The 11,969-nt window shown below is 45.8% G+C and carries 10 protein-coding genes; 4 read left to right on the top strand and 6 right to left on the bottom strand.

What is annotated here, in order from left to right:
* Positions 1–401: 401 nt before the first annotated feature.
* From OCV50_RS15375 to OCV50_RS15360, 4 genes are all read right to left on the bottom strand, one after another.
* Positions 402–1,136: a GntR family transcriptional regulator gene (locus OCV50_RS15375; protein ID WP_261904793.1), complete on the bottom strand. Its 735-nt coding sequence runs from the start codon at positions 1,134–1,136 to the stop codon at positions 402–404.
* Between the two features lie 232 nt (positions 1,137–1,368).
* The gene (locus OCV50_RS15370; protein ID WP_261904792.1) at positions 1,369–2,055 is read right to left on the bottom strand and encodes a DNA-3-methyladenine glycosylase I; all 687 of its coding nucleotides are present in this window, start codon (positions 2,053–2,055) and stop codon (positions 1,369–1,371) included.
* 62 nt (positions 2,056–2,117) lie between these two features.
* The gene (locus OCV50_RS15365) at positions 2,118–2,744 is read right to left on the bottom strand and encodes an HD domain-containing protein (RefSeq protein WP_261904791.1); all 627 of its coding nucleotides are present in this window, start codon (positions 2,742–2,744) and stop codon (positions 2,118–2,120) included.
* Positions 2,745–2,946: 202 nt separating this feature from the next.
* Positions 2,947–3,606: an HAD family hydrolase gene (locus OCV50_RS15360; RefSeq protein WP_261904790.1), complete on the bottom strand. Its 660-nt coding sequence runs from the start codon at positions 3,604–3,606 to the stop codon at positions 2,947–2,949.
* Between the two features lie 421 nt (positions 3,607–4,027).
* Here OCV50_RS15360 and OCV50_RS15355 point away from each other — a divergent pair, with 421 nt between their 5' ends.
* Together OCV50_RS15355 and trpS are read left to right on the top strand one after the other, a co-directional pair.
* On the top strand, positions 4,028–5,356 hold the full coding sequence (locus OCV50_RS15355) for an anaerobic C4-dicarboxylate transporter (RefSeq protein WP_261904789.1): 1,329 nt from the start codon (positions 4,028–4,030) through the stop codon (positions 5,354–5,356).
* A 261-nt stretch (positions 5,357–5,617) separates the two neighbouring features.
* Positions 5,618–6,640: a tryptophan--tRNA ligase gene (trpS, locus tag OCV50_RS15350; RefSeq protein ID WP_261904788.1), complete on the top strand. Its 1,023-nt coding sequence runs from the start codon at positions 5,618–5,620 to the stop codon at positions 6,638–6,640.
* Between the two features lie 110 nt (positions 6,641–6,750).
* Here trpS and OCV50_RS15345 read toward each other — a convergent pair whose 3' ends face one another.
* A complete protein-coding gene (locus OCV50_RS15345) occupies positions 6,751–7,398 on the bottom strand; it encodes a glutathione S-transferase family protein (protein WP_261904787.1) in 648 nt (215 codons plus the stop codon).
* A 116-nt stretch (positions 7,399–7,514) separates the two neighbouring features.
* On the opposite strand from OCV50_RS15345, the gene OCV50_RS15340 reads away from it, so the two are divergent.
* Positions 7,515–8,351, top strand: a complete 837-nt coding sequence (locus OCV50_RS15340; protein WP_261904786.1) for a LysR family transcriptional regulator — start codon at positions 7,515–7,517, stop codon at positions 8,349–8,351.
* 15 nt (positions 8,352–8,366) lie between these two features.
* Here the strand turns inward: OCV50_RS15340 and OCV50_RS15335 are convergent, their stop codons facing one another.
* Positions 8,367–10,124 (bottom strand): sigma-54-dependent Fis family transcriptional regulator, encoded by a 1,758-nt coding sequence (locus OCV50_RS15335; protein WP_261904785.1) that lies wholly within the window; start codon positions 10,122–10,124, stop codon positions 8,367–8,369.
* Positions 10,125–10,401: 277 nt separating this feature from the next.
* Here OCV50_RS15335 and exaC point away from each other — a divergent pair, with 277 nt between their 5' ends.
* Positions 10,402–11,922: an acetaldehyde dehydrogenase ExaC gene (gene exaC, locus OCV50_RS15330; RefSeq protein ID WP_239839239.1), complete on the top strand. Its 1,521-nt coding sequence runs from the start codon at positions 10,402–10,404 to the stop codon at positions 11,920–11,922.
* Positions 11,923–11,969: the final 47 nt, after the last annotated feature.

Here is an 11,969-nt window from a genome sequence, read left to right as displayed (position 1 = left end):
ATATTCCATGTGTAATTTTTTTGACTTCTTGGTCAATAATTATCCATCCTGACCCTGTGGTCAACTATTTATTTACAAAAATGCAACAAAAGGATTTTTCTTGAAATTGTATACAATGATAATTTGGTTTTAATTCGTTGTTTTTAATAAAGTAGTTATTGGTAGCTAATGTTTATGTTGGTGAATGAAGCTATCTCTATGTATACAAATAATGTTTGGATAATAGGGTGGTTTTGGTGAGCATTGAGCGGGCGAGTCGTTGTGGAAAAATACCAGAAAGGAAGTCAAAAACTTCAGAAAATGAGCACGATATAGGTGTGTTTTTTGAGCGTTGGATATAAAAAAAGCGAGTGTGAAACTCGCTTTTAGAGAGGACATAAGTTGTTCAGAAAGTGCCTGAACTAGGACTTACTCTTGAGTAGGTCTGAGAAAACCACATGCAGATCGCTAGAGGCGGTACTGCTGTCTAGGTTGAGCTTAGAGCGGATATGGTTCAGGTGCTCACGCATTAAGTCAACTGCTTGCTCTTCATCACCTGATTCAATGGCATCAAGTAATCGCTCATGCTCATCTTGAGAGCAGTTTGAGTGGTTGCCTGTTTCGTATTGAGCGATCAGTAGCGAGGTTTGCGAGACTAAGCTACGTTGAAAAGCCAGTAGTGGCGCATTCTCTGCCATTTCAGCAAGTTTTATGTGGAATTCACCAGAGAGGCGCAGACCCGAACCGTAATCACCTTGTTCGAAGGCGCAATTCTCTTTTGCGACCAGTTTTCTACATTCGTCGATTTGAGCTTTGGTAGCGTTCTTAACCGCAAGTTCAGTGATGGCCAATTCCATAACCTCACGAGCTTTGAAAATCTGTTTTGCTTCGTCCACCGTTGGGGCTGCAATCACTGCGCCTCGGTTTGGACGAATAACCACAACTTGTTCCAAAGATAAGCGCAGTAAGGCACGGCGGATGATGGTGCGGCTTACGCTAAAGATTTCTGCTAAGGCTTCTTCGCTTAATTTGGTGGCTGGTGGCAGCCTTTGTTCTAGTATTGCATCGAAGATATGGCAGTAAACAACGTCATCTTGGGTTTGACCCGTTACTTTGGTTTTTACACCTTTTGAGACAGAGTTTTTGAGAGCTGTCATAGAGATAAGAACCCTTGTTTAGTCGAGTAGGGAGTGTGAGCATATTGCACTGGTATTACTCTATATTGTATACACTTATCTATACAATGCTACCGCCAGAACTCAATAGGTTAGAGAGTTTGCGCATATCTGATAACAATTGAGACACAGTTTTCATCTTGTTTGAAAAACTGTGTCATAGAGTATGAAAGCTTGCCAATATGGCTTGGTTGAAGTAAATAATCTTGCTGCGTTAAACGCGGTTATCGCCACCACTGTAAGCAACAATTTGACTTATTTCACTCAAGCTTCGTCCTGATTGCTGCTGCCATTCGTTAAACGCATTCGTTGCAGCTTGTTGAGCTCGCTTAGTGTTGCGTCCGCTGTCGATAACACCGGTAGTTCGAAGATGCGCTTCAACATCTGTCGATAGAATGAAGGTATCTTTACCCATTTGGCGTAGAGTGTAGGCACCTGTGTTTCCACCGAGTCGTTTACCGTGTTTCTTAAGATGATCCCATAACTCGGTAATGCGCTCTGATGGCCAATCTGCAACCATTTGAGCGAAGCTGCCGTATTCACGCTGTGCGTTACGGATCATCATCGCGTTGGCGGGAATTGTCATGACTTTGGTTAGGTGGCGAATAATGCGTGGGTCTTGTGCTTTTTGCTCCCACATTTCATTAGGTAACATCAGCATCTTTTCTACATCGAACTCAAAGAATACTTCTTCAAACTGAGGCCATTTCTTTCTCACCACGCTCCAAGAAATGCCGCACTGAAATACCTTTTCAGTGATGGCTGCTAGCCAGCGGTCATCTCCGATCTGCATCAGTTCATCGCGGCTTAGTGGCTTTCGAACGATTTTCTCAAGTTCAACTTCGCCACCTTTACGATGAGCCGCTCTTTGGTAAATGGTTTCAAACTTTTCTTGGGTCATGACGGGTTCCAAATTACGTCGAGTTTTTAATGATATGGGGACGAATCGACAGATGAAAAGGGTTATACCTCACTCGCCAATTGATCGAGGAAGGCTCGCATATAGTCTGTGCGACGCTGAGCCTCTTGTTTAGCGGATTCGGTGTTCATAGTCTTGGCGAGCTTGAACAGCTTTACGTAGAAGTGGTCAACGCTAAAGTTTTTATCATCCAAGTCTCGGTCTTTGGCGAACGGATCTTCGTGGTTATAGAGTTCGGCATCAAAGCTATGACCGACAAAAAGGCAACGAGTAATCCCAATCGCGCCAAGAGAATCTAGACGATCGGCGTCTTGAACGATCTGTGCTTCAACGGTTTCTGGGGTGATATTCGCGCTATAACTATGGGTAACAATCGCATGGTGAATCGCATCTAAATGATGAGCTGGGTAGTCGATTGATTTGAGAAATGCGATCGCTTTATCGGCGGCGACTTTTGAACTTGTCGCTCGATCTGGATGATTTTTCGGGAAGGTGAAACAGTCATGCAGATAGGCTGCAGGTAACACGACTTCAAGCTCTGCTTGCTCTTGAGCACACAAGGATTTTGCTGTTTTGACGACACGTTTGATGTGGCTGATATCATGGGCAGCATCTTGGGTCATCTCTTGCTTTGCAAAGGTAAGCATTTGATCTTCAAAATTTTCGAGCACGTTCGGTTCTTTTTCTAATTCGCATTGTGTTGCCATGCTAATTATTTTTGGTTCTGTTTTACAGGTAATCTTGTGAGCTTTGTATTGAAGTTCTAGTTTCGGTTGGTTCAGCTCGTCAAACTCTTCTTCTGAAACGCCAAAACAACAAAGCCGACTCGAACGTCGGCTTTAAAAATGTGGTGTGCCAATATGTTGGAGGCGTTTAGGCTGCTTCTTTTTGCAGTTGAGTTAACACGTCATGTAGAGATGGGCTAATGGTGTGACCCAGCGCTTTTACCTCTTCGCACGGCTCAACCAAATCCGGGATCTGGAAGCTGATCATATTCGCCGCCATAGAAGCGCGGATGCCGTTGTTAGAATCCTCAAAGGCAAGACATGATTCAGGTGCAACACCAAGACGTTCTGCCGCTAATAGGTAGATCTCTGGGTGGGGTTTACCGTTCGTTACCTCACAGCCAGTGCTTAGTGACGTGAAATAGGAATCTAACCCTGCTAACTCAAGTTTCTTTTTAGCAATATCCAGTTGAGTCGAAGTCGCCACTGCTGCTGGAATGTTGTTGGACTTCAACCACTCTAAGAGTTCAATCACGCCCTCTTTTACCGGAATCGCTTGGTTTTTCACGATGGCACTGTAGCGAGTTCGCCACTCATTATTGAGAGCTGGGTAGTCGAGATCTTCACCATAACCGTTTCTGAAAATCTGCTCGATGGTTTTCGCGTTACAGCCGATGATGCCGAGGTAGACATCTTTTAGAAATGGGACGCCTTGTGCATGGCACGCCTCTTCGAATATCTGCATACACAGACGTTCGGTGTCGAGAAGTAGACCATCCATATCAAAAATTGCTGCTTGGAAATTCATAGTTGTGGTTCTTGTACATCGTCTTTAGTGAAGGCCGCTATTTTGACATACCCCAATGGCTTAGGCGAGTTAAAGCTCTGTGAAAAAGCGTTCCAAACTATGACCAGCTAGCGTCAATTCTCCCTTTTTAGGATAGAAAATCTATATGCATATTATTGCTTTAATAACGGTTGGATCTGATGGGTGGATTTTATAGATTCCCACGTTCTAAAAGAAACAATGAACATCAGTGTGCATAACAAATCAGAGTGTTGATGAAGACAAATGATCACAATTTAGATACTTATTGGTCTGTTATCGTGACCATAATCTTATAAAAAACAATCCGTTAGAATGGTCAATCAGAGTGTGACCTAGTAATAAGTAAATCATTGAACATACAGAGAAAATAACCCTATTCCATGTTTAGGTAGGGTTGCTTATGTTGTATTTTGAGTTTGTATTTTTGCTAATCGTCCTCTATATCGGTTCTCGATATGGCGGTATTGGTTTAGGTGTTGTTTCTGGTATTGGTTTGGTGATTGAGGTCTTCATCTTCAAGATGCCACCAACGTCACCGCCAGTGACGGTAATGCTGATTATTCTTGCAGTAGTGACCTGTGCTTCCATCTTAGAAGCCGCAGGTGGCTTGAAATACATGCTGCAAGTAGCGGAGAGGGTATTAAGAAAGAACCCGAAACGCGTGACCTTGATAGCACCGTTTGTGACTTATTCGATGACCTTCCTTTTGGGTACAGGCCATGCGGTTTACTCAATTATGCCTATCATCGGCGATGTGGCGCTTAAGAATGGCATCCGTCCAGAACGTCCAATGGCAGCCGCTTCTGTGGCGTCACAATTGGCGATTACTGCGTCCCCAATCTCAGCGGCAGTGGTTTACTACTTAGCACAGCTTTCTGATATTCAACACTCTATTACTTTATTGTCTATCTTGCTTGTAACCGTGCCTGCAACGCTGTTTGGTACGCTGTTACTTTCTCTGTATAGCTTGAAGCGCGGTAAAGAGCTCAATGACGATCCGGATTATCAAGCGCGACTAAAAGATCCTGAGTGGAAAAAGCGCATTGAAAGCACCACGGCGACCTCTTTAGATGAAGTGCTACCAACTTCGGCTCGCAACGCAGTATTGATTTTCCTACTTTCGATTGTGGTGATCGTTATTGTGGCAATGGTGCCAGAGATCAGAACCATTGTAGAAGGTGAAAAGCCAATCAAAATGTCGGTGATCATCCAAATGATGATGCTCTGCTTCGGCGGTATTATTTTGCTGGCGACTAAAACGGACCCACGTGACGTACCAAACGGTGTGGTATTCAAATCAGGTATGGTGGCGGCAATTGCTATCTTTGGTATCGCTTGGATGTCCGATACTTACTTCCAATACGCAATGCCTCAGTTCAAATCAGGCATCGTTGAGATGGTAACTAACTACCCGTGGACATTCGCTCTGGCGTTATTCATCGTATCGGTGGTGGTGAACTCTCAAGCTGCAACGGCACGTATGATGCTACCTGTTGGATTGGGGCTAGGACTAGATCCAGCATTGCTTATCGGTTTGATGCCAGCGGTGTATGGTTACTTCTTCATTCCTAACTACCCATCAGACATCGCAACGGTGAACTTCGATGTGTCAGGTACCACCAAGATTGGTAAGTGGTACTTCAACCACTCATTCATGTCAGTCGGTTTAATCGGTGTCGTCGGTGCATGTTGCCTCGGTTACGTGTTAGCTAAGGTATTCATCGGCTGATATAAATATCAATGAGTTAATAAGAAAAACAGCGCTGATTGAGGCGCTGTTTTTGTATTCGTTTGCGGTTGAATTTATAAAACGTTGTTGTTAGATTGAATGAATGCAAACGAATCCTACACCTTCATCATTCATTATCTGGTGGCGCTCTAATTAGAGCGGCGCGGGATTCTTACATTCTTAAGCTGCTGGTAGGTAGCTAAGAATGTCATCTCTTTTTATATCTCCAGTAGCCGTTTATTTTTACTAGGAGATACCATTATGAACACCAATCAACGCACTGATACAAAAGAAATTATCCTCACTGGTGACAGAGCCACAGGCCCGCTGCACTTAGGTCATTATGTGGGTTCACTGAAGCAGCGCGTCGCTTTGCAATCACAGCATGAACAGACGATTTTGGTCGCGGACATGCAAGGTTTAACGGATAACGCGCATAACCCAAGTAAAGTCTCTTCCAACATCTTAAACGTGGTGGCTGACTACTTAGCTGTCGGCATAGATCCTTCGCAAACCACTATCTGCTTACAGTCACAAGTTCCTGCGCTTGCAGAGCTGACCATGTACTACAGCAACCTCGTTTCTATCAGTCGATTGGAGCGTAATCCGACGGTGAAAAGTGAGATTCAGAACAAAGGCTTTGAACGCTCTATTCCAGCAGGCTTCTTAACTTATCCCATCTCGCAAGCAGCCGATATTACAAGCTTCAACGCTACTTTAGTGCCCGTTGGAGACGATCAGTTACCGATGTTAGAGCAAACCAATGAGATAGTGAGAAAGGTGAATGGATTAGCGGGACGTAAAGTTCTGAATGAGTGCCGACCTCTGCTTAGTAATGCTCCGCGTTTACCCAGCACTGATGGCAAAAACAAGATGTCGAAGTCGATGGGCAATGCCATCAATTTAGGCGCGAGTGAGAAAGAGATTTCAGCGGCAGTGAAATCGATGTACACAGACCCTAATCACCTGCGAGTTGAAGATCCGGGGAAAGTTGAAGGTAATGTCGTGTTTACCTATCTCGATGCGTTTCACCCAGATAAAAACGAAGTTGAACAGCTTAAAGAGCACTATCGACATGGCGGGTTGGGTGATGGCACCACTAAGAAAGCCTTGGAAGAGTGCTTACAAGAGATGCTTCGACCGATTAGAGCGCTCAGAGCTGAATACCTAGATGACAAGGCTCAGCTGTTGGAAATCTTATCTATCGGAAGTCAGCGTTCGAGAGAAAAAACAGCCAAGGTTCTGTTTGATGTGAAGGATGTGTTTGGACTCAATATCTTCTGAAAGCCCGCTGAGCATCTTGATACTACAATGAAAACTTGCCGTGTCGGTGAGTTGCGACCAAAACCAATGAGGCTCACACCGAGCCTCATTTAATTCGATCTGTTCAAGCTTTATACAGGATCTCCAGCCTCGTCCTCTTCGACAATGTCTGTCTCTACGCTTGCTTCTTCTAACCATCTCACAATGGCTGGGCTATTGAGTACACGCTCTTGGTAACGAGTCGCGGTTTCTGATAGTTCGATTCCATAAGTTCTGAACCTTAGAGCAAGAGGCGCATACATCGCATCGGCAATTGACCATTCACCGAATAGCCAGCCGTCAGGGTATTTCTCTCCTTGTTCAGACCACAGAGCATCCACTCGCTCAATATCTTTCCTAGCGCCCTCGCTTAATGTTACTTTTCTGCGCGCTCGGCAGTTCATCGGGAGCTCTTCTCTTAGAGCGAAAAAACCTGAGTGCATTTCAGCAGAGATTGCGCGGGCATGTGCGCGCTCAGCTGCGGATTGTGGCCATGCTGAGCCATTAAGATACGCCTCATTGATGTATTCGAGAATTGCAAACGAGTCCCATACTGTGACTTTGTCATCAACCAGCGTAGGTACCTTTGCTGTCGGTGTGACCTCGGAAAGCGTTTCGTAGAATTCTGGCGTAAATAGTGTCAGTTTGGTGATCTCGGCATCCAGATTGTGCTGAGCCAAAATCAACCATGCACGAAGTGACCAGCTAGAGTAATTTTGATTAGCGATGAAGAGTTTCATAGAGGCTTCCTTGCGTTAAGTTTGTCGTCTTAATAAGCTTAAGAGATTGTATTGCGCGCCACTAACGGATAATTTTGATGTAATACATTAAAAAAAGCGATGGGTACCAAATCGATATGGATATTGATGCGTTAAGAGGCTTTCTCGCCTTTGTCGAAACCAGCAGTTTCACCCGAGCGGCCAAACAGATAAATCGCACCCAGTCGGCATTTAGTGCTCAGATGCGTAAGCTAGAGGAAGAACTCAACGTCACCTTGTTCCAAAAAGAGGGGCGTAACTTGGTGCTGACCGAAGCCGGGCTGGCACTGCGTTCTCATGCCGAACAATTGGTGGCGTTGCACAATACGGCGCTGAAACAGGTCAAGTGTTACGAGAACAAGCAACCGCTGCGACTGGGTTGTCCTGAAGATTACAACGACATACTGTTACCTAAGTTTATTGAAGTGTTGATGGAGGCAGAACCCACCTGTTCGATACAGGTATTCAGTCAACCGAGTATTACGCTACGTGAATGGCTCGATGATGGCCGACTCGACGCGGCGATTGTTACGCGCGCACCTGACAGTGAAGAGGGCTACTGGCTCGCCAATGATGTTGGAGTGTGGATTGCGAGCCAAGACTTTGATGTCGATGCTCATGAATCGCTACCGCTGGCACTGTTTCAAACGGATTGTAAGTACCATGCAGCCGCAGTCAATGGGCTGACCAAGCAAGGCACTGCCTATCGATTGCTCGCTTGCAGCAATACCGCGTCAGCTCAGAATGCTATCGTTAAAGCCGGATTGGCTGTGGGAGCAATGGGTAAGCTCAGTGTTTCACCTGAGCTCGTTGTTCTGGAGAATATGCCTCCGTTACCTGCGGTGGAAATCGCACTTATCTTGGGCTCGCAACATCACCCGCTGTTAGATAAAGATCTTTTAAATCGACTGGGTGATCTCAATCTGTCTCATTGACGCCCAATTAAACCCCTACAAAACGCCCATTCGCTTGAGCTTGCGATAGATAGTGTTGCGGCTAATGCCAAGAACCCGAGACGTTTTACTGATGTTACCTTGGTTCGCCTGATAGGTTTGAACTAAGGTCTCTTCAACGGTACTTTGCAGATCACTGCTAGACGATGCTTGAGTGCAAGTGACTTGGCTTTGATTCGTCAGTTGTTCTGCCAATTGAGACGGAATGTGATCGAGTTTTAGTTGACGCTCACCACTAGACATTAAAGCCGATACCTTGAGCAGATTATCGAGCTCTCGAATGTTACCCGGCCACGAGTATGAGCAAAACAATGTCATTAAGTGCGAGCAGATAGTTTGCTCTGAATCAGCGTACTTTTGGTAGATGGCTTCAATTAACTCGCGCTTATCTTGCCTTTGCTCGAGACTTGGTAGAGTGAATATCAAACCATTAAGTCGGTAATAGAGATCTTGTCTAAATTGCCCAGTCTCGACGAGTTTAGCTAGATCTTTATGTGTGGCAGCAATGATCTGGCAATCAACTTGGTGGCTTTGGTTAGAGCCAACAGGCACCACCGACTTATCTTGCAGCACATGAAGTAGGCGGCACTGAGCTTCTAACGGCATGTCTGCTATCTCATCTAAGAATAAGATCCCTTTGTCTGCTTGACGGATCTTACCCTGAAAACCTTGTTTGTTCGCGCCAGTAAACGCTCCGGGCGCATAACCAAACAGTTCAGACTCAATCAGATCTTTTGGTAGCGCACCACAATTCACTGCCACCAAAGGGTTGTTGTTGCGCTGACTCTGTTTATGCAGCGCTTTGACAAACTCGCCCTTACCGACACCTGTTTCACCTAATATCAGAAGGCTGATGCCTTTATCAATAACTTTACTGGCTTGTTGCCATGCTTGCTCTATCTGTTGATCACCGTGGTGTAATTCACACGAAGCAGTGATTGCACGGCTGCGTTTTACTGATGGTGCCTGTAGGCTCTTTTTCTCAAATACAAATGACGATTCAGAGCGATCGAAGAGCTGATCAATACTTTCACCGAGTATCGAACCTTGCTCAAGCAGCTGAGAAGCGACCTGGTTATGAGCCAATACTTCTCCCGCCTCATTGGCAATGACAATACCTTGCCAACCACTATGCAGTAGCGACTTTTCACACGCGAGGTCGATACGAGTGGATCCTTGGGGGATATGATTGAGCAGTTGGTTCTCTATCAACTGCACCATATTCTGTATTAAGAATTGCACCGAGCTGTCGTGCTGTTGCTGCTCACTGGTGATATCTAATATACCGACCATCTGCCCTTGGTGATCGAAAATGGGATTCGCGGAGCAACTGATAAAGCGGTGCTGATGAATGAAATGTTGCTCGCCAATTATGGTAACGGGCTTGGCCTCAACCAGTGCTGTGCCGATCGCATTGGTGCCTTTGAGTTGCTCTTTCCAGCAAGCGCCCGAGCTCAATGCAATACTCGTTAATTTCTCTTCAAAGCGCTTCTGTCCCCAACTCGCCAGAATCACACCATCCGTGTCCGTCAATATGAGTCGACTGTCACTGCGTGCAAAGGTCTGATTAAACAGGGGTAGCGCCATGCGTTGCACGGTTTCGATGAGTTGCGATGAGTGAAAGCGACGCTCCTTAAGCATCGCATTTGGTAGTCGAATGTCATCGGGTAGCTTCCTCGGCTTTAATCCCGCCTCACTACTACGGTGCCAAGATGAACTAAGCCACTCTGAAGTATCTGTGTGTTGAATCTGCATAACTGTTCCATGTTGTAACAGTAACGGTGTACCAATTTGGAACAGTTGAACACTGGAGCAATCTCCGTACTACGATTCAATTCCAACTCACCACTGGTTGTAAACGTTTGGTAATCATAGTTTTACAATTTATTAACAACAAGATTTTCAATGTTGGCGTGTGACTTGCGTTGTTAGGTATGTGAACAAAACACGAAATGACAGTGTTTTAAACAGAAACCATGAACATGACATGGCGAATATTCAAATACTTAGACAATCACAGAAGGACCTTACTATGATTTACGCACAGCCTGGCAGTGACAACGCAGTAGTCAATTTCAAAGCTCAATACGACAACTTTATTGGGGGAGAGTGGGTGAAGCCGACTTCTGGCGAATACTTTGATAATAGCTCTCCAGTCAATGGACAAGTTTACTGCCAAGTAGCGCGCTCGACAGAAGCCGATATCTCACTAGCGTTAGACGCAGCACATGCAGCGCGTGCAAGTTGGGCGGCGACCAGTGTTGCTGAACGTTCGAACATCCTACTTAAAATTGCCGATCGCATTGAAGCAAACCTAGAAGAGATCGCAGTGGCAGAAACGTGGGAAAACGGTAAGCCAGTTCGTGAAACTCTGGCGGCAGACATCCCGTTAGTTGTCGATCACTTCCGTTACTTTGCGGGCTGTATTCGAGCACAAGAAGGCAGTGCAGCAGAGCTTGATTCAAACACCGCTAGCTACCACTTCCCAGAGCCAATTGGCGTAGTCGGTCAGATCATTCCTTGGAACTTCCCAATCTTAATGGCGGCTTGGAAACTAGCACCGGCGCTCGCGGCTGGTTGTTGTGTCGTAATGAAACCTGCCGAGCAAACGCCGACTTCGATCCTAGTCTTGATGGAGAAGATTGCTGATCTTCTACCTGCGGGCGTAGTCAACATCGTTAATGGCTTCGGTAGTGAAGCAGGGCAAGCTCTTGCGACTAGCGATCGCATTGCTAAGCTGGCGTTTACTGGCTCAACTGAGGTTGGTCATCATATTCTAAAATGTGCCGCTGAAAGCCTAATTCCGTCCACGGTAGAGCTGGGCGGTAAGTCTCCAAACATCTACTTCCCAGACATCTTTGATCATGAGGATGAATACTTAGATAAGTGTGTTGAAGGTATGTTGCTGGCGTTCTTTAACCAAGGTGAGGTGTGTACTTGTCCTTCCCGCGTGTTGATCCACGAATCGGTCTACGACAAGTTCATTGCGAAAGTGGTCGAGCGCGCTCAAACCATCAAACAAGGTAACCCACTAGATACGGACACCCAGGTTGGTGCACAAGCTTCTCAAGAGCAGTTTGATAAGATTCTGAGTTACCTAGAGATTGGCCGCCAAGAGGGTGCCAAAGTTCTCACTGGTGGTGAGATTGCGCAGCAACCGGATGATCTGGGTAGTGGTTATTACATTCAGCCAACCATGCTTGAAGGCAACAATAAGATGCGTGTCTTCCAAGAAGAGATCTTTGGCCCTGTCATTGCGGTAACCACCTTTAAAGACGAAGCAGAAGCTCTGGCGATCGCCAATGACACAGAGTATGGCTTAGGTGCGGGTGTATGGACTCGTGATGCTAACCTAGCGTATCGCATGGGGCGTAATATCGAAGCAGGCCGTATTTGGGTTAACTGTTACCATGCTTATCCAGCGCATGCGGCATTTGGTGGATACAAGAAATCTGGTATTGGCCGTGAGACACACAAGATGATGCTCGACCATTACCAAAACACCAAGAACCTGCTGATTAGCTACGATACTAATCCGCTAGGCTTTTTCTAAATCGCTTTTCACAAGCACTTTATAGCGAGCAGCGCAGTTAGCTGATT

Source organism: Vibrio fortis (assembly GCF_024347475.1).
Taxonomy (GTDB): domain Bacteria; phylum Pseudomonadota; class Gammaproteobacteria; order Enterobacterales; family Vibrionaceae; genus Vibrio; species Vibrio fortis.
The sequence above is the reverse complement of the archived record's forward strand: the minus strand, read 5'-3'. Positions and strand labels throughout refer to the sequence as shown.

What these genes read in the sequence shown, in the direction of transcription:
- OCV50_RS15375 (WP_261904793.1), bottom strand. Translation starts at nt 1,136, where the DNA reads ATGACAGCTCTCAAAAACTCTGTCTCAAAAGGTGTAAAAACCAAAGTA.
- OCV50_RS15370 (WP_261904792.1), bottom strand. Translation starts at nt 2,055, where the DNA reads ATGACCCAAGAAAAGTTTGAAACCATTTACCAAAGAGCGGCTCATCGT.
- OCV50_RS15360 (WP_261904790.1), bottom strand. Translation starts at nt 3,606, where the DNA reads ATGAATTTCCAAGCAGCAATTTTTGATATGGATGGTCTACTTCTCGAC.
- OCV50_RS15355 (WP_261904789.1), top strand. Translation starts at nt 4,028, where the DNA reads ATGTTGTATTTTGAGTTTGTATTTTTGCTAATCGTCCTCTATATCGGT.
- trpS (WP_261904788.1), top strand. Translation starts at nt 5,618, where the DNA reads ATGAACACCAATCAACGCACTGATACAAAAGAAATTATCCTCACTGGT.
- OCV50_RS15345 (WP_261904787.1), bottom strand. Translation starts at nt 7,398, where the DNA reads ATGAAACTCTTCATCGCTAATCAAAATTACTCTAGCTGGTCACTTCGT.
- OCV50_RS15340 (WP_261904786.1), top strand. Translation starts at nt 7,515, where the DNA reads ATGGATATTGATGCGTTAAGAGGCTTTCTCGCCTTTGTCGAAACCAGC.
- OCV50_RS15335 (WP_261904785.1), bottom strand. Translation starts at nt 10,124, where the DNA reads ATGCAGATTCAACACACAGATACTTCAGAGTGGCTTAGTTCATCTTGG.
- exaC (WP_239839239.1), top strand. Translation starts at nt 10,402, where the DNA reads ATGATTTACGCACAGCCTGGCAGTGACAACGCAGTAGTCAATTTCAAA.